Below are 17,942 nucleotides of genomic sequence, written 5' to 3' on the forward strand. Positions count from 1 at the left end.
GTCCTTACGGCTGGTCAGCGGGACACGGGTACGGCTTCAGCCGGCTCCGCGCCGTCATCGCTCGGCCGCTGTGCCGGAAGTTTCGCACGGGGGCGGGATTCCGGGGGCTCGATGCTGATCCGGGGCAGCCGCCGGTCGAGCCAGGCGGGCAGCCACCAGTTCGCGCCGCCGAGCATGTGCATCAGGGCCGGGACGAGGAGGGTGCGCAGCACGAAGGCGTCGAGTGCCACGGCCGCGGCGAGGGCGATGCCGAACATCGCGATGATCCGGTCGCCGCTGAGGACGAAGGCCAGGAAGACGGAGATCATGATGACGGCGGCCGAGTTGATGACCCGGCTGGTCTCGGTGAGGCCCACGCGGACGGCCCGCCGGTTGTCGCCGGTCTTCAGCCATTCCTCGTACATCCGGCTGACGAGGAAGACCTGGTAGTCCATCGACAGTCCGAACAGCACGGACACCATGATCACGGGCAGGAAGGGTTCGATCGGCCCGGCGCTGCCCAGGCCGAGCAGCTCGCTTCCCCAGCCCCATTGGAAGACCGCCACGACGACTCCGAAGGAGGAGGCGACGGCGGCGACGTTCATGACCGCAGCCTTGACGGGGATGCCGATGGACCGGAAAGCCAGCAGCAGGAGCACACAGCCGAGGGTGATGACCACGCCGACGAACAGCGGCAGTTTCCCGATGATGACCTCGGCGAAGTCGTCGTATCCGGCCGTCACGCCGCCGACGTGGACCTCCATGGAGTTGCCGTGCCCGGCGCGCGGGATGACGTCCTCGCGGAGCCTGTCGACGAGTTCGCTGGTGGCCCGGGACTGGGGGGCGGAGTCCGGTACGACGGTGAGGACGGCGGTGTCCCCGCTGCGGTTGAGGACGGCCGGGCCGGTGGAGGCGACACCCTTCGTCGTACGGAGCGCCTCGGCCAGGCGGTCGACGGCGAGCCGGTCGCCGGCGCCGTCCAGGCGGGCGACCACGGCGAGCGGGCCGTTCGTGCCGGGCCCGAAGCCCTCGGCCAGCAGGTCGTAGGCCCGGCGGGTGGTGGAGCCGGCCGGATTGTTGCCCTGGTCGGAGGTGCCGAGGTGGAGGAAGAGCGTCGGCAGCGCCAGCACCAGCATGACCGTGGCGGCGACGGCGCCGAGCAGCTTGGGGTGTCGCTCCACGAAGGCGGACCAGCGGGCGGCGAAGCCGGTGGTGTGGTCGGGCCGCGGGCCGTCGGTGGCGAGTCTGCGGCGCTCGCGGCGCGAGAGGGCGCGCGTGCCGATGTACGACAGGAGGGCGGGCAGCAGCGTGACCGAGGCGGCGACCGTGAGGACCACCGTCACGGAGGCGGCTATCGCGACGCCGTCCAGGAAGTTGAGCCGCAGCACCAGCATGCCGAGCAGCGCGATGCAGACGGTGGCTCCGGCGAAGACCACGGCCCGGCCGGTGGTGGCGACGGCGTTCTCGGCCGCCGCCTCGACGGAAAGTCCGCGCGCGAGGCCCTTGCGGTGGCGGGTGACGATGAACAGCGCGTAGTCGATGCCGACGCCGAGGCCCACGAGGGTGCCGAGCATCGGGGCGAAGTCGGCGACCGGCATCGCGTGGCCGAGCAGGGTGATGCCGAAATAGGCGGTGCCCACGCTGACCAGGGCGGTCGCGATGGGCAGCAGGCTCGCGGCGAGCGAGCCGAAGGCGAGGAAGAGGACCAGGGCCGCGACGGCGACGCCGATGACCTCGGCGAGGTGCGCGGTGGGCGCCTCGGTCAGCCCGATGGCGCGCCCGCCGAGTTCGACCTGGAGGCCGTCGGCCTCGGTGGCCGGGTTCTTCGCCGCGTCGACGACTGCCTCCGCCTGAACCTTGGGTACGGCGTCGGCCGGCCGCTCGAAGGTCACCACGGCGTAGGCGGTGCGCCCGTCGGGGCTGATCCGGGCGGCGCTGTCGGGGCCCGGGCCGTAGGGACCGGCGACCGATCCGACGCCGGGGAGCGCGGCTACGGCGTCGAGCGCCCGGGTCATGCGCTGCTGGACGTCCGGGGTGCGGGCGCTCTGGTGGTCCGGGGCCCGCCACACGATGGTGTCGGTGTCGCCGCCCTGGCCGTGGAAGCCCTCCCGCAGGAGGTCGCCCGCCTTGCCGGACTCGGTGCCGGGCACCTCGTAGTCGTTGGAGAACGCCGACCCGGCGGCCCCCGCGGCCGCCGCGGTCCCCCCGAGGGCGAGCAGCCAGATCATGACGGCGAGGAGTCGGTGCCGCATGCACCATCGTGTGAGTGCTGCCAACGGAAACGTGCTCCCTGGTGGTTCGGATCTTTACCGGGAGACAGCCCGTCGCAAAGAACGCTTGAACTCGTGAAGGACCGGCCGAGAGCCCGGGGGATCGCCCCGGGAGTGCGGCAAAGACGGTCTACACCTCAACGATTCCAGCGTTTCGTGATCGTTGGCCCCTTTCGTGTGCATCGTCACAGGGGGACCGGGAACCGAGGGCGCCGGTCATCCCGAGGGGTGGCCGACCGGTTCGGGCCGGCCCCGGTCATCGGGTTCGTCGACCCGGTACCCGGGGATCGAAGGCCACCTGACGGTGAGGACCACCGCGTCCTCCTCCGCGTACCAGGAGTGGTCGACGCCGCGCCCCCAGAGCACGTAGTCCCCCTGCTCGGCGAGGACGACCGTCCGCCCCGGGAACTCCAGCCGGAAACGGCCGCTGATCAGCACCAGCAGCGCGGTCCGCTTCTCCGCGGTCGCCCAGCGCTCCCGCTCGTCGCCCTTCGGGTGGACGCCCCATTTGATCTCCACGTCCTCGCTGTGACGGGGGTCGGAAGGGGCCTTGAAGTGGCCGAGGAGCCAGCCGCGGTCGGCCGCAGCATCGGGGGTGGCCTTGCCGGTGTAGATGGTGGAGTCGTCGTTCACGGGGTGAGGTTAATGCAGTTGTGGGGCCGGTCGGCCACTGATGAGCTGGGCCGATGACGACGATGGATGGTGACGGGCTCCGCCGGGTGCGGGCCGAGTACGACGCCCGGATGCGCCGCGGCGCGCAGCCGGACGCGGCGTCGGCCCGCGTGGAGCGGGCCGGCGCCGTGGTGCGGCAGACCGCGGCCGGGGCCGGATGGAACGGCGTGCTCTGGTCGGACCTCGACGAGGGGACGGCGGACGCGGAGATCGCGGCGCAGGTCGCGTACTTCGACGCGCTGGGAACGCCCGGGTTCGAGTGGAAGCTCTACGACCACGACGGGCCGGCGGACCTCGGGGAACGGCTGCGGGAGGCGGGCTTCGTGCCGGAGCCGGCCGAGACGCTGATGGTCGGGCGGACGGAGGAGCTCGCCGTGCTCCCGGCGGAGCCGCCGGCGGGCGTCACCCTGCGGGTGGTGACGGACGAGGCGGGGGTGGACCTGATGATGGACGTCCACGCGCGGGCCTTCGGAACGGAGCGGCCGCAGATCCGGGAACAGATGCTGAGCCTGCTGCGGGACCAGCCGGACGCCATCGAGGCCGTCCTGGCGCTGGCGGACGGCATCCCGGTGAGCGCGGCCCGGCTGGAGATGCCGCCGGGTGCCCCGTTCGCGGGCCTGTGGGGCGGCGGCACGGACCCGCGGTGGCGTGGCCGCGGCATCTACCGGCTGCTGGTCGCCCACCGGGCCCGTGTGGCGGCCGGGCGCGGGATCCCGTACCTCCAGGTGGACGCCTCGGCCGACAGCCGCCCGATCCTGGAGCGGCTGGGATTCCGCGTGCTGGGCGTGACGGTGCCGTACGTGTGGACGCGCGCGCAGGACCGCGACGGCGACCGGCCCCTGCCCTGCCCCGCCGCCGGGCTTCCGGTCGACGGCACCCGACCGGCATGATCACCCGCATGGAACGCATCGACCCGCCCCTGACCGGCCGTGAGCGCGAGACGCTCCGGGCCTACCTCGACTACCACCGGGCCACCCTCGCCTGGAAGTGCGAGGGCCTCGACGACGAGCAGCTGCGGCGCGCCTCGATGCCCCCGTCCACACTGTCCCTGCTGGGACTGGTGCGGCACATGGCCGAGGTCGAGCGGCACTGGTTCCGCCGCGTTCTGAGCGGCGAGGACCTCCCCCACCTGTGGTCGGACGCCCACGACTTCCAGGCCGCCTACGACGCCTCCGGGTCCGGCCGCGCAGAGGCGTTCGCCGCCTGGGAGGCCGAGGTCGCGCACGCCCGCCGCATCGAGGCCGCCGCCGAGTCCCTGGACGTGACGGTGTACGTGCCGAACTGGAAGCAGGAGGCCTCGCTGCGCCTGCTCATGCTCCACCTCATCCACGAGTACGCGCGCCACAACGGCCACGCCGACCTGATCCGCGAGGCGATCGACGGCGTCACCGGCGACTGAGTCCGCCTCGCAGGGGCCCGGAGCGGCTCAGGGGACGAGCTCTTCCCCGACACCCCTATAGTTAGGCCAGCCTAACCTAATGCACCGTGGGGAAGAGTGTGAGCAGCGTGAGCAGTGTGAGCGGCGAGAGCATCGGCGCGTGCGGGAAGTACGGGGCGTACGAGGTCTACCGCGACGCCTGGGGCATCCCCCACCTCCGCGCCGCCGACGACCTCGGCCTCGCCTACGCCCAGGGCCGCGTCACCGCCTTCGACCGCGCCTGGCAGCTGGAGGTCGAACGCCACCGCGCCCAGGGCTCCAGCGCCTCCTTCCTCGGCGGGGACTGCGCGGCCTGGGACACGTTCGCCCGCCAGTGCCGCATCGACGACACCGCGCGCCGCTGCCACGAGGCCCTCGACCCGGAGACGGCCGCCTGGGTCGGCGCCTTCGTCGAGGGCGTCAACGACGGGCTGACCGCCGGCGCCGCCCGCGACGAGCGCTTCGCCCGTACCGGCCTCACCCCCACTCCGTGGGAGCCGTGGGTTCCGCTCGCCGTCTGGACCGCCACCCACGTCCTGTTCGCCGGCTTCGCCACCAAGCTGTGGCGCGAGCGCGTGGCCCGCGCGCTGGGCGAGGAGGCCGTCACCCTCTTCGCGACCGACGGCCCCGGCACCGCCGGCAGCAACGGCTGGCTGGTGCCGGGCGACCGCACCGCCACCGGCGCGGCGATCATCGCGGGCGACCCGCACCGATTCATCGAGGACCCGGGCGTCTACCAGCAGATACGTATCTCCTGCCCGGAGTACGACGTCCTCGGCCTGGCCGTCCCCGGCGTCCCGGGCCTCGCCCACTTCGGGCACACCGGCACCGCGGCCTGGGCCATCACCAACGCCATGGCCGACTACCAGGACCTGTACGTCGAGCGGTTGCGCGGGGAGGGCCCCACCCTGGAGGCGCTCGGCCCGGACGGCGGCTGGGAGGCCGTCGCCCGTCACACCGAGACCGTCACCGTGGCCGACGGCGCGGACATCGAGGTCGAGGTCCTGGAGACCGCCCGCGGCCCGGTCGTCTTCCGCGAGGGCGAGGACACCCTCTCGCTGCGCTACCCGCCGCGCGTACGCCGCGACCTCGGCTTCGCCGCCCTCCCCGCCCTCCTGCGCGCCCGTACCGTCGCCGACGTCGACCGCGCCCTCGACGGCTGGGCCGAGCCGGTCAACGTCGTCCACGCCGCCGACTCCGCGGGCGGCCTGCTGCACCGCGTCGCGGGCGCCGTCCCGCTGCGCGACCCCGCCAACCGGCTGCGCCCCGTGCCCGCCTGGGACCAGCGGTACCTCTGGCAGGGCTGGGCCCCGACCCCCGCCGAGCCCGTGCAGGACCTCGCCGTCATGGCGAACGCCCGCGGGATCGCCTCACCGCTCGGCGTGGAGTTCGCGCCCCCGCACCGAGCCGACCGCATCCGCGAGCTGCTCAGCGGGTCCTCGGACTGGTCCCCGAAGGCGATGGCGGCCGTCCACGCGGACACGCACCTCGCCTCCGCCGGACCGCTGCTCGCCCTGCTGCCCGCGCTCGACGGCCTGTCCCCCGCGGCGCAGGCCCTGCGCGGCCGGCTGCTGGCCTGGGACCGTCACATGGCGGCCGACAGCACCGACGCCACCGTCTTCTCGGCCCTGCGGGCCAGGACCGTGCGCCGTCTCGCCGCCGACCCCGTCTTCGCGGACCTGGCGGGCGCCCCCACGGGCCCGGAGGTCTTCCACCCCTGGCTGTACCTGGTCCCCCGGGTCGGCTACGCCCTCGAAGGCCTGCTCACCACCTCGCTCCTGCCGGACCTCGACCGGGGTGCGCACGTCCGCGCCGCCCTGGAGGAGACGGCCGCGGCCGGTGCGCCCGACACCCCCTGGGCGGAGGTGCACCGCCTCTCCCCCTGGTCGGCACTGCCGGACCAGGAGGCGCGGTGGCCCGGCCTCGGCGGCGACCACGACTGCGTGAACGCCACCTCCTCCGTCCCCGGCTTCACCGACCTCACCGCCCGCGCTTCGGCGGCCCGTTACGTCTGGGACCTCGCCCGCCGCGAGGACAGCCTGTGGGCGGTCCCGCTCGGCGCGGACGGCGTCACCGGCTCGCCCCACCACCGCGATCAGCTCCCGCTGTGGGCGCGGTGCGAACTCGTCCCGGTCGTCACCGACTGGACCCGGCTCACCAAGGAATCGATATGAGCTCCGCCCCGACCTCCGCCTCCGCCCCCACCTCCGCCTCCACCCGGCAGCCCGTGTACACCCACCTCGTCGAGGGCTTCGGCACGGTCACCGTCACGCCGGTCGACCCGGCCGCCGACTCCGCCCTCATCCACGGCTGGGTCACGCAGGAGCGTGCCCGCTTCTGGGGCATGGGCGAGGCCGGCCCCGAGCTGGTCCAGGAGATCTACGAGGACGTCGACCGCCGCACCACCCACCACGCGTTCATGATCGCGCGCGACGGCGAGCAGGTCGCGCTGTTCCAGACGTACGACTGCGCCGAGGACCGGGTCAGCGAGTGCTACGAGGTCCAGCCGGGGGACGTCGGCGTGCACCTGCTGATCGGACCGCGCAAGGGAGCCGCCCGGCACGGCTTCACCGCGGGCCTGATGACCGCCTTCATCTCCTACCTGTTCTCCGACGGCGGCGCCCGGCGCGTGGTCGCCGAGCCGGACGCCCGCAACGCCAAGGCCCTGGCCCTCCTGGAGCGCACCGGCTTCGTACTCGGCCCGGAGGTCGGGCTCCCGGAGATCGACCTGCCCGAGGTCTACCTCCCGGCCAAGCGGGCCCGGCTCGCCTTCCTCAGCCCGCCGGCGTCCTCGCAGGAGATCGGCTGACCGGCTCGGGCCCCTCGGCCCCGCCGGCGCCCGGCCCCAGCGGCCCCGGCCTGCCCGTCCGCCCCGGTGCGGCGCCCCGACCGGTACCGGTTGCTCGGTCCACCGGGCGCGGCGGGGCCGGGTCCGTCGGCGTCAGCGTGCCGGAGCGCCGCCCCGGTGACCGGCGTCCGACTGCGGGTTCGCGCTCATATCTTCACCCCAACGGGAATCCCGATTCCCGTTGACCCCGCCCGCCCGGCGGCTGGAAGCTGATCCCCTATCAAACCACTGGCGCTGGGGGGAAATTGACCAGCCAGAACCTGCACATCGGGCCGGATGCGGCGGCGGACCGCTACCGGTTGCTCCGGTCGATCGGGCGCGGCGGGGAGGCCGTGCTCTACCTCGCGGAGATCGAGCTCGCCGGCGGATCCGAACCCGTGGTCGTCAAGGTGCTCGACTCCAAGACGACCATCACGCCCGAGATCTTCGACCGGATCAGCCAGAAGTGGAACGAGCAGGCGGAACTGCTGCGCTTCGTCCACCGTCCCGGTGTGGTCGGCGTGCGGGAGCACTTCGAGGGACCGCCGATCCACCGGCCCGGCGAGTCGTCGACGCTGACCGGGCGGGCGCTCGTCCTCGTCATGAACCACGTCGACGGGCTCGACCTGCGGGACTGGCGCGCGGAGCGGACGCTCACCACCCCCGCCGAGCGGCGCGAGGTGATGCGCACGCTGGAGCAACTGGCCGACGTACTGGACTGGCTGCACTCGGGGAAGGCCACGCCGTCCGGGCGCCAGGTGATCCACGGTGACCTGTCCCCCGGCAACGTGATGGTCGACGCGCACGGGCAGGCCACGCTGGTGGACTTCGGCCTCAGCAAGCTGACCGCCGACCATCAGACGGCCGAGGTCTGGTTCACGCCGGGTTACGCGGCGCCCGAGGTCTTCGACGGGAAGCGGACGCCCGGCACGGACCGGTACGCGTTCGGTGCCATCGCGTACTTCCTGCTGAGCGGGCAGTCGCCGCCCGCCACCCCGGAGCAGCTCGCCCGGGCGCTGACGTCGCTGCCGCAGATCGCCGTGCTGGACTCCGGGCAGCGGGACCGGATCGCCTCGATCTACTCGGCCGATCCCGGGAACCGGCCGGTGAGCCTGGCCGGCTGGATGAAAGACGTCCGCCACGCGGTGGTGTCCACGACCGCCTCCACCTCGCGTCCGGCCGCCCTCCAGGACACCCCGCCGAGGCCGGCCGCACCACCGGCCGCACCAACGGCGGCGCCGCTGGTCCCGCCGCAGCCGGTCACGCCGCCCGCGGTGGTGGTGCCCACGGCTCCGGTGACGGCCCCCGATCCGGGGCCGGCCACGGTTCCCGACCCGGTGCCCGCCGGATACGGGCCCGCCCACCACCCGAGCCCGGCACCCGCCCCCGCCCCCGCACCGGAGCCGTCCCGTCCCGCCAAGAAGCGGCGGACCGGGCTGATCCTGGGCTCGGTGGCCGCCGTGGTCGTACTGGCGGCCCTCGCGGTGGCCGGCGTGAGGCTCCTGGGCGACAGGGACGGGCAGGACGCCGCGGGGAACGGGAAGCCCGGCGGGTCGAGTGCGCCGCAGGCACCCGCGTCGGCCGCGGAATCGGCTGCTCCGTCCGCGGAACCCTCGGCGTCCGATGCGGACCCCACGCAGTCCGCGACTCCGGAGGCCTCGACGAGCCCGGGGGGTCCCGGTTCGGTCAAGGACAGCAACGTGGCCGATCTGACCGTGCTGGCGTCGGTCGGCGAAGCCCACAACTTCGAGGTCGGTTCGGCCAAGCTGAACACGAAGGAGTACGGGGCGGCCCTCCTCGGCAGCTGCTACTACGGAGCGACCGTCGAGTACGACGTGAACCGAGCCTGGTCCACGCTGGAGTTCACCGCGGGCATCGACGACGGCTCGACCATGGAACAGGCCCGCGTGACCATCTCCGTGGACGACAAGCCCGCGCTCTTCTCCGAGCAGGTCCACCTGGGCAAGCCCGTCACCAAGTCCCTGGACATCAAGGGGGCGCTGCGCCTGCGGCTGAAGGTGGACGAGGGCTGCCGGGACAACGGCAACGCCGTCATCGCCGCCCCCGTCCTCAAGCGCTGACGAAAGAGCGGTGGCCCGTACCGGTACGTCGTACGGTACGGGCCACCGCGGTGCCGACTGCTGCCGGCTCAGCCCTCGGAGACGCCCAGGCGCTCCAGGATGAGCTCCTTGACGCGCGCCGCGTCGGCCTGGCCGCGGGTGGTCTTCATGACCGCGCCGACCAGCGCGCCGACGGCCGCGACCTTGCCGCCGCGGATCTTGTCCGCGATGGCCGCGTTGCCCGCGATGGCCTCGTCCACGGCCGCGCCGAGCGCGCCCTCGTCCGAGACGACCTTCAGGCCGCGCTTCTCGACGACCTCGTCCGGGGTGCCCTCGCCTGCGAGGACGCCTTCGAACACCTTGCGCGCGAGCTTGTCGTTGAGCGAACCGTCGGCGACCAGCGCCGCGACCCGGGCCACCTGGGCCGGGGTGACCGGCAGCTCGTCGACGACGACGCCCTGCTCGTTGGCGTTGCGCGCCAGCTCGCCCATCCACCACTTGCGCGCGGCGGCCGAGTCGGCGCCCGCCTCGATCGTGGCGACGATGGAGTCCACCGCGCCCGCGTTGAGGATCGACTGCATGTCGTGCTCGGTGACGCCCCACTCCTCGCGGAGCCGGTTGCGGCGCACGCGCGGCATCTCGGGGAGGCCGGCGCGCAGCTCCTCGACCCAGTCGCGGGCCGGGGCCACGGGGACCAGGTCGGGCTCCGGGAAGTACCGGTAGTCCTCGGCGTTGTCCTTGATGCGGCCGGCCGTGGTGGAGCCGTCCTCCTCGTGGAAGTGCCGGGTCTCCTGCACGATCGTCCCGCCCGACGAGAGCACGGCCGCGTGGCGCTGGATCTCGAAACGGGCCGCGCGCTCGACGGAGCGCAGCGAGTTGACGTTCTTGGTCTCCGAGCGGGTACCGAACTCGGACTCGGGGGTCGGGCGCAGCGACAGGTTCACGTCGCAGCGCATCTGGCCCTTGTCCATGCGGGCCTCGGAGACGCCCAGCGCCTTGATGACCTCGCGCAGCTCGGCGACGTACGCCTTGGCGACCTCGGGGGCGCGCTCGCCCGCGCCCTCGATCGGCTTGGTGACGATCTCGATGAGCGGGATGCCGGCGCGGTTGTAGTCCAGCAGGGAGTGGGACGCGCCGTGGATACGGCCGGTGGCGCCGCCGACGTGCAGCGACTTGCCGGTGTCCTCCTCCATGTGGGCGCGCTCGATCTCCACGCGGAAGACCTCGCCGTCCTCCAGCTGGACGTCCAGGAAGCCGTTGAAGGCGATGGGCTCGTCGTACTGGGAGGTCTGGAAGTTCTTCGGCATGTCCGGATAGAAGTAGTTCTTCCGGGCGAAGCGGCACCATTCGGCGATCTCGCAGTTCAGCGCGAGACCGATCTTGATGGCGGACTCGACGCCGATCGCGTTGACGACCGGCAGGGAGCCGGGCAGACCGAGGCAGGTGGGGCAGGTCTGCGAGTTGGGCTCGGCGCCCAGCTCGGTGGAACAGCCGCAGAACATCTTGGTCTTGGTGCCGAGCTCGACATGGACCTCAAGGCCCATGACGGGGTCGTACGAGGCGAGAGCGTCCTCGTACGACAGCAGTTCGGTGAAGGTGGTCACGGTGAAACTTTCCCTCTCAGCCCAGCAGGACGTCGTCGTCGCCCAGGCGCTTCAGCTCGCGGTACAGGATCGCGAGGCCGGTGACGATGGCGGCGGCGGACACGGCGGCGTCGACCAGCTTCAGCACGTCGTTCTCGCTGCGGGCCTTCTTGACCTGCTTGATCACGCTGATGGCGCCGAAGGCGGTGGTGCCGATCGACAGGTAGGTGCCGGTCTTGGACTTCTTGAAGCCCTTGGCCTTGGACAGTGCACTGGTGCTCACAGCGACGGTGCCTCCTCGAGCAGCGGGTGACCCCAGCGCGCGACGAAGGCGGCCTCGACGGCTGCACCGACCTTGTAGAGCCGGTCGTCCTTCATCGCCGGGGCGATGATCTGCAGCCCGACCGGGAGGCCATCCTCCGGCGCCAGGCCGCAGGGCAGCGACATGGCGGAGTTGCCGGCCAGGTTGGTCGGGATGGTGCACAGGTCCGCGAGGTACATCGCCAGCGGGTCGTCGGTGCGCTCACCGATCGGGAAGGCGGTGGTCGGGGTCGTCGGGGAGACGATCACGTCGACCTGCTCGAAGGACTTCTCGAAGTCCTGCGAAATGAGCGTGCGGACCTTCTGGGCGGAGCCGTAGTACGCGTCGTAGTAGCCGGAGCTGAGCGCGTACGTGCCGAGGATGACGCGGCGCTTGACCTCGTCGCCGAAGCCGGCTTCGCGGGTCAGGGCGGTGACGTCCTCGGCGGACTTGGTGCCGTCGTCGCCGACGCGCAGGCCGTAGCGCATGGCGTCGAAGCGGGCCAGGTTCGAGGAGCACTCGGACGGCGCGATCAGGTAGTACGCGGCCATCGCGAGGTCGAAGGACGGGCAGTCCAGCTCGACGATCTCGGCGCCGAGCTCGCCCAGGAGCTCCACCGCCTCGTTGAAGCGCTGGACGACGCCGGCCTGGTAGCCCTCGCCGGCGAACTGCTTGACGACGCCGACGCGCATGCCGGCGACGGAGCCGTTGCGGGCGGCCTCGACGACCGGCGGGACCGGCGCGTCGATGGAGGTGGAGTCGAGCGGGTCGTGCCCGGCGATGACCTCGTGGAGGAGGGCCGCGTCCAGGACCGTACGGGCGCAGGGCCCGCCCTGGTCGAGCGAGGAGGAGAAGGCCACCATGCCGTAGCGGGAGACACCGCCGTACGTGGGCTTCACGCCGACCGTGCCGGTGACGGCGGCGGGCTGGCGGATGGAGCCGCCGGTGTCCGTGCCGATGGCGAGGGGCGCCTGGAAGGCGGCCAGCGCGGCCGCGGAGCCGCCGCCGGAACCGCCGGGGATCCGGGTCAGGTCCCACGGGTTGCCGGTGGGCCCGTACGCGCTGTTCTCGGTGGAGGACCCCATGGCGAACTCGTCCATGTTGGTCTTGCCGAGGATGACGACGTCGGCTTCCTTGAGCTTGCGCGTCAGGGTGGCGTCGTACGGCGGGATCCAGCCTTCGAGGATCTTCGAGCCGACGGTGGTCGGGACCCCGACGGTGGTGAAGATGTCCTTGAGGGCCAGGGGCACGCCGGCCAGCGGGCCGAGCTTCTCGCCGGCCGCGCGCTTGGCGTCGACGGCGCGGGCCTGGGCGAGCGCGCCGTCGCGGTCGACGTGCAGGAAGGCGTGGACCTTCTCGTCGGTCGCGTCGATGCGGGCCAGGTGGGCCTCGGTGACCTCGACGGCCGTGAGCTCGCCGGAGGCGATCTTCTCGGCGGTTTCGGCGGCCGTGAGCTTGATGATGTCGGTCATGGCTGTTAGTCCTCCCCCAGGATCTGCGGCACCTTGAATCGCTGCTGCTCCTGGGCGGGAGCGCCGGAGAGCGCCTGCTCGGGGGTGAGCGAGGGACGGACCTCGTCCGCGCGCATGACGTTCGTCAGGGGCAGCGGGTGGGAGGTCGGCGGGACGTCTTGGTCGGCGACCTCGGACACGCGGGCGACCGCGCCGATGATGTCGCCGAGCTGTCCGGCGAAGTGATCCAGCTCGTTGCTGGACAGCTCAAGGCGCGCCAGCCGAGCGAGGTGGACGACCTCCTCGCGCGTAATGCCAGGCATGCAGCGATCCTCTGGGGGTGGGTGGATGTGTAGTTTCGGGCTCAATCCTATGGGGCCGGGCCCCCCACCCACGAAACGGTTTGCCGTTGTGCCGGTACGAGGCCGGGCGCGGGCCCGCCGCGCGGGGCTTCCCGGGCTCCGCTCGGACCCGCGCCCCCATTGCCGGCGGGGCTGAGAATCGGCCCGCACCGGCCGCATCCAGCCCTGCCGGCGTCTGAGGCGCGGGGTCGGGGGCGGGGCCCCGGCAGCGGCGGCGCGCCGGGCCGACTCAGCCCGCGTCGGCCTCGGCCGCGGCCAGTTCCGCCGAGATGTCGGCCGGGCGGCGCCAGCCGCGCTCGCCGCGGGCCAGCAGCCAGGCGGTGGCCTCCTGCGGCGGCATCGCGGCGGCGACCAGCCAGCCCTGCACCGCGTCGCAGCCCAGGTCCCGCAGCCGCTCCCACGTCTCGTCGTCCTCCACGCCCTCGGCGACGACCAGCAGGCCCAGCGAGTGCGCCAGGTCCACCGTGCAGCGGACGATCTCGGCGTCCTGCGCGTCGACGGCGAGCCGCCCGACGAAGGACCGGTCGATCTTCAGCTCACTGACCGGCAGCCGGCGCAGGTGCACCAGCGAGGAGTACCCGGTGCCGAAGTCGTCCAGGGACATCTTCACGCCGTGGCCGGTGAGCCCCGCCATGGTGTCCGCCGCCCGCTGCGGGTCCTCCAGCAGCACGTGCTCCGTTATCTCCAGCTGGAGACCGCTCGCCGGGACCCCGTGCCGGGCCAGCCGCGCGGCGACCGCTCCCGCGAAGCCGGGGGTGTGGACGTCGCGCGGCGAGACGTTGACGGCCACCGGGACCTTCAGGCCCTGGGCCCGCCACCGCGCGACCTGGGCGAGGGCCGTCTCCAGGACGTACTCCGTCAGGTGCGGCATCAGCCCGGAGGTCTCGGCGATCGCGATGAACTCGTCCGGGGACACCCGACCGCGTTCCGGATGTACCCAGCGCACCAGGGCTTCGAGCCCGGCGACCTGCCCGTCGAAGCGGACCTTCGGCTGGTAGTGGAGTTCCACCTCGCCGGCGTCGAGGGCCCGGCGGAGATCGCCGAGGAGGCCCAGGCGGTCGGGGGTGTTGCTGTCCCGCTTGGACTCGTACACCTCCACGCCCGTGCGGTCGCGCTTCGCCTGGTACATCGCCACGTCCGCGCGCCGCAGCAGCCCCTCCGCGTCGAGCGCGTGGTCGGGGAAGACGGCGAGGCCGGCGCTGGCCTCCAGGACGAGGGTGAGCCCGTCCAGGTCCAGCGGGGAGCTGAGCTCCGCGACCAGGTGGCGGGCGATGCGCTGGGCGCTGGTGGTGGAGTCGGCGACGGGGAGCAGCACGGCGAACTCGTCACCGCCGAGCCGGGCCGCCTCGGCTTCCTCGGGCAGGGCCTGGCGCAGCCGGTCGGCGATCTGGAGGAGCAGCCGGTCGCCCGCCAGGTGGCCCAGGGTGTCGTTGACCGCGCGGAAGCGGTCCAGGTCGATCAGCACGAGAGCTGCCCGGGTGCCCAGACGTTCGGCCTCGTCCAGGGCGCTCCAGGCCCGTTCCAGCAGCCACTGCCGGTTCGGCAGCCCGGTCAGCGGATCGCGCAGCTGCTCCTCGGCGCGTGCCCGGGCGATCCACAGGGTGGAGTCCAGGGCGATCAGCGGTACGGCGAACAGCGGCAGCAGCACCGGCTGCGTGACCGCGACGACGCAGATCAGCGGGGCGATGCCGAGCAGGGCGACGGCTACTAAGGCTTGCCGGAGCAGGGCCGTACGGGCGACCGTGGGCAGGCCGCCGCCGCGCGGGGCCAGCGCGACCCACAGCAGGAACCGGGTGGCGAGCAGGTAGGCGACGGCGACGAGGACGACCTCGGGTACCGCGTCCAGGCCCCAGGTGGTGGGGTTCCAGGGGGTCTCGACGGACGGGGACTCGCCGAAGGCGGTCAGTACGAGGGCTCCCGCGCCGATGCCGAGGATGTCCACGGAGCCGTGCAGCAGGCCCTGCCGCCAGCGGTGCCGGCGGGCGGCGCCGACCAGGGAGACCACCGCCAGCGAGACGAGGCCGGCCGGCACCCACCCGTAGAGGATGAGCACGCCGAGGGTGAGGGCGGCGCCCGATCCTGTGCCGCCCCACCAGCGGTCGCGGCCGAGCGCGACGAGGTGGCCGACGATGATGCCGGTGAGCAGGGCGAGCGCCCAGCCCACCGTGCCTCCGGGGAACAGGGCATGACGGTGGGTCAGGGCGGAGGCGATCCCGGCCGCGAGCACCACGACGGACAGGCCCACGACGGCCAGGGACAGCACCCCGCGCCGTCCCACTCCGGGCCCGCCGGCCGCGAGCGGCCGGGTCTCCGGTGTCCTGGCCCCCAGGACACCCATCCGCCCCGCCCGCATGGACGGGATGTCCCCGCCGAATTCATGTGACGGGTCGGCGCTTTCGGTGGGTTTCATACCCGTCCCTCTCACAGCCGGCGATGCCGATGTCACGCAATGGCCCCGTTGTCGTGCCATCACGGCTGGAATCGCATCCTGCAGCCGCGCACAAGGGGCGCACCCCTCAACAGTAGGACGCGAGAGGGGCCCAGGGGCAGCGGTCGGCGGTGGTTGCCCGAATGCGACCCAGCCATCCTCATCAGTACGGTATCCGCCGAACGGGTGAGTTTGAACCAGGACCCCCTGGCCACCCATCCGATGATCCGACAGGTCGCCGCCCTGCCACCAGGCTTGTACCAGCCGTTTACCACCGTCCGCCGCGCCCGGCGTGCGCCCGCCCGTACGGCCGCACCCCACGCATCCGTTCGCCTTCGCTACTCCCGTCGGGCCCGTCCTGCGATTACCCCTCCCGAAGGGTCCTACTCCGCTCCGCCGTCTCCGTCCACCGCAAGCGCCGCCTCCCGCGCCGCGTCCGGGCCCTGCTCCAGCAGGACCTCGAAACCGGCGTCGTCGAGGATGGAGAGCTTCAACTGCACCGCCTTGTCGTACTTCGAGCCGGGGTTGTCGCCGACCACGACGAAGGAGGTCTTCTTCGAGACCGAACCGGTGACCTTGGCCCCGCGTCTCTGCAGGGCCTCCTTCGCGCCGTCCCGGGTGTGGTTCTGCAACGTGCCGGTGACGACGACGGTCAGCCCCTCCAGCGGACGCGGCCCCTCCTCCTCACCGGAGACCTCCTCCTCCATGCGGACACCGGCGGCCCGCCACTTGCGCAGGATCTCCTGGTGCCATTCCTCGGCGAACCATTCCTTGACCGAGGTCGCGATGATCGCGCCGACCCCGTCGGTGGCCGCCAGCTCCTCCTCGGTCGCCTGCTCGATCCGCTCGATGGAGCGGAACGCGCGGGCCAGCGCCGCCGCCGCGACCGGGCCGACGTGGCGGATCGACAGGCCGTTGATGACGCGGGCCAGCGGCTGGGTCTTGGCCGCCTCGATGTTCGCGAGCATGGCCACCGTGTTGGCCTTCGGCTCGCCCTCCTTGTTGGCGAAGAAGGTGACGACCTTCGCCTCGCCGGTCTTCGGGTCGATCTTGGGCAGACCCGAGTCCTGGTCGCGCACGTAGGAGGTGATGGGGAGCAGCTGCTCCAGGGTGAGGCCGAAGAGGTCGCCCTCGTCCGCCATCGGCGGGGTCGCCGGCTCGAGCGGCTGGGTGAGCGCCGACGAGGCCACGTACCCGAAGTTCTTGATGTCCAGGCAGGCGCGGCCGACCAGGTAGAAGAGCCGCTCGCGCAACTGCGCGGGGCAGGTGCGGGCATTGGGGCACCGGACGTCGATGTCCCCCTCCTTCATCGGCCGCAGCGGCGTCCCGCATTCGGGGCACTCGGCGGGCATGACGAACTCCCGCTCGCTGCCGTCCCGCAGGTCGGCGACCGGGCCGAGGATCTCGGGGATGACGTCGCCCGCCTTGCGCAGCACGACCGTGTCCCCGATGAGCACGCCCTTGGCCTTGACGACCTCCTGGTTGTGCAGCGTCGCGAACTCGACCTCCGAGCCCGCCACCGTCACGGGCTCCACCTGCGCGTACGGGGTCACGCGCCCGGTGCGCCCGACGCCGACCTTGATGTCGATGAGCTTGGTGTTGACCTCTTCGGGCGCGTACTTCCAGGCGATGGCCCAGCGCGGGGCCCGGGCGGTGGAACCGAGGCGGCCCTGGAGGGCGATCTCGTCGAGCTTGACGACGACGCCGTCGATCTCGTGCTCCACCGAGTGCCGGTTCTCACCGAAGTACGCGATGAACTCCCGGACCTCGGCGAGCGTCGAGAGGACCTTGTTGTGCCGGGCGGTCGGCAGACCCCATTCGTGCAGCAGCTCGTACGCCTGCGACTGGCGCTCGATCTCGAAGCCCTCGCGGGCGCCGATGCCGTGGACGACCATGTGCAGCGGGCGGCTCGCGGTGACCTTCGGGTCCTTCTGGCGCAGCGAACCGGCCGCGGCGTTGCGCGGGTTGGCGAAGGGCTTGCCCTCGCTCTCGACGAGCCGCGCGTTGAGTTCCTCGAACTTCTCCATCGGGAAGTAGACCTCGCCGCGGATCTCGACGAGTGCCGGGATCCGGTCGCCCTTGAGCCGGTCCGGGATCTCGGCGATGGTGCGGACGTTGGGCGTGATGTCCTCACCGGTGCGGCCGTCGCCGCGGGTGGCCGCCCGGGTGAGGCGGCCGTTCTCGTAGGTGAGGTTGACGGCGAGGCCGTCCACCTTCAGCTCGCACAGGTAGTGGTAGTCGGCGGTGCCGGTGTCCCGGGCCACCCGCTCGGCCCAGGCGGACAGTTCCTCGTCGTCGAAGGCGTTGTCGAGGGAGAGCATGCGCTCGCGGTGCTCGACGGAGGCGAAGTCCGTCTCGTACGCCCCGGCCACCTTCTGGGTCGGCGAGTCGGGGGTGCGCAGCTCGGGGTACTGCTCCTCCAGGGCCTCCAGCGAGCGCAGCAGCTGGTCGAACTCGGCGTCGCTGACGACCGGCTGGTCGTTCACGTAGTACCGGAAGCGGTGCTCCTCGACCTGCTCGGCGAGCAGCTGGTGCTGCTCGCGCGCCGCCGTCGGTACTGCCGTGTCCTGCTGTTCGGCTGCCATGCCGTGT

At 72.6% G+C, this 17,942-nt stretch carries 13 protein-coding genes; 5 read left to right on the top strand and 8 right to left on the bottom strand.

All coding sequences use genetic code 11. The features are described from left to right. Positions 1 to 14: 14 nt before the first annotated feature. Both ACFCZ1_RS27690 and ACFCZ1_RS27695 read right to left on the bottom strand, forming a co-directional pair. Positions 15 to 2,255 carry an MMPL family transporter gene (locus tag ACFCZ1_RS27690; RefSeq protein ID WP_376680994.1) on the bottom strand — a complete coding sequence of 747 codons (2,241 nt, stop codon included), beginning with the start codon at positions 2,253 to 2,255 and terminating at the stop codon, positions 15 to 17. Positions 2,256 to 2,465: 210 nt separating this feature from the next. Further along, on the bottom strand, positions 2,466 to 2,882 hold the full coding sequence (locus ACFCZ1_RS27695; protein ID WP_376680995.1) for a signal peptidase I: 417 nt from the start codon (positions 2,880 to 2,882) through the stop codon (positions 2,466 to 2,468). A 53-nt stretch (positions 2,883 to 2,935) separates the two neighbouring features. On the opposite strand from ACFCZ1_RS27695, the gene ACFCZ1_RS27700 reads away from it, so the two are divergent. The 5 genes from ACFCZ1_RS27700 (at position 2,936) to ACFCZ1_RS27720 (ending at position 9,246) form a co-directional block, all read left to right on the top strand. Beyond that, positions 2,936 to 3,811 carry a GNAT family N-acetyltransferase gene (locus ACFCZ1_RS27700; RefSeq protein WP_376680996.1) on the top strand — a complete coding sequence of 292 codons (876 nt, stop codon included), beginning with the start codon at positions 2,936 to 2,938 and terminating at the stop codon, positions 3,809 to 3,811. An 8-nt stretch (positions 3,812 to 3,819) separates the two neighbouring features. Continuing rightward, positions 3,820 to 4,320: a DinB family protein gene (locus ACFCZ1_RS27705; RefSeq protein WP_376680997.1), complete on the top strand. Its 501-nt coding sequence runs from the start codon at positions 3,820 to 3,822 to the stop codon at positions 4,318 to 4,320. 107 nt (positions 4,321 to 4,427) lie between these two features. Continuing rightward, positions 4,428 to 6,512 carry a penicillin acylase family protein gene (locus ACFCZ1_RS27710; protein ID WP_376680998.1) on the top strand — a complete coding sequence of 695 codons (2,085 nt, stop codon included), beginning with the start codon at positions 4,428 to 4,430 and terminating at the stop codon, positions 6,510 to 6,512. After that, a complete protein-coding gene (locus ACFCZ1_RS27715) occupies positions 6,509 to 7,147 on the top strand; it encodes a GNAT family N-acetyltransferase (RefSeq protein ID WP_376680999.1) in 639 nt (212 codons plus the stop codon). The genes ACFCZ1_RS27710 and ACFCZ1_RS27715 overlap by 4 nt, the downstream gene beginning before the upstream one ends. A 284-nt stretch (positions 7,148 to 7,431) precedes the next feature. Further along, on the top strand, positions 7,432 to 9,246 hold the full coding sequence (locus ACFCZ1_RS27720; RefSeq protein ID WP_376681000.1) for a protein kinase: 1,815 nt from the start codon (positions 7,432 to 7,434) through the stop codon (positions 9,244 to 9,246). Between the two features lie 68 nt (positions 9,247 to 9,314). On the opposite strand, the gene gatB is transcribed toward ACFCZ1_RS27720, so the two are convergent. The 6 genes from gatB to ligA form a co-directional block, all read right to left on the bottom strand. Then, the gene (gene gatB / locus ACFCZ1_RS27725; RefSeq protein WP_376681001.1) at positions 9,315 to 10,829 is read right to left on the bottom strand and encodes an Asp-tRNA(Asn)/Glu-tRNA(Gln) amidotransferase subunit GatB; all 1,515 of its coding nucleotides are present in this window, start codon (positions 10,827 to 10,829) and stop codon (positions 9,315 to 9,317) included. Between the two features lie 16 nt (positions 10,830 to 10,845). Then, positions 10,846 to 11,091: a hypothetical protein gene (locus ACFCZ1_RS27730; protein WP_030769206.1), complete on the bottom strand. Its 246-nt coding sequence runs from the start codon at positions 11,089 to 11,091 to the stop codon at positions 10,846 to 10,848. Beyond that, entirely contained in the window at positions 11,088 to 12,581 is a 1,494-nt protein-coding gene (gene gatA, locus ACFCZ1_RS27735; RefSeq protein WP_376681002.1) for an Asp-tRNA(Asn)/Glu-tRNA(Gln) amidotransferase subunit GatA, read from the bottom strand. Before gatA ends, ACFCZ1_RS27730 begins: the two co-directional genes overlap by 4 nt. A 5-nt stretch (positions 12,582 to 12,586) precedes the next feature. Next, a complete protein-coding gene (gene gatC / locus ACFCZ1_RS27740; protein ID WP_030010586.1) occupies positions 12,587 to 12,883 on the bottom strand; it encodes an Asp-tRNA(Asn)/Glu-tRNA(Gln) amidotransferase subunit GatC in 297 nt (98 codons plus the stop codon). A 268-nt stretch (positions 12,884 to 13,151) separates the two neighbouring features. Beyond that, complete coding sequence (locus tag ACFCZ1_RS27745) at positions 13,152 to 15,332, bottom strand: putative bifunctional diguanylate cyclase/phosphodiesterase (RefSeq protein WP_376681003.1); 2,181 nt, start codon at positions 15,330 to 15,332, stop codon at positions 13,152 to 13,154. A gap of 401 nt (positions 15,333 to 15,733) precedes the next feature. Next, positions 15,734 to 17,935 (bottom strand): NAD-dependent DNA ligase LigA, encoded by a 2,202-nt coding sequence (ligA, locus tag ACFCZ1_RS27750; protein WP_376681004.1) that lies wholly within the window; start codon positions 17,933 to 17,935, stop codon positions 15,734 to 15,736. Positions 17,936 to 17,942: the final 7 nt, after the last annotated feature.

It is taken from the genome of Streptomyces sp. NPDC056224 (genome assembly GCF_042267665.1).
Taxonomy (GTDB): Bacteria; Actinomycetota; Actinomycetes; order Streptomycetales; family Streptomycetaceae; genus Streptomyces.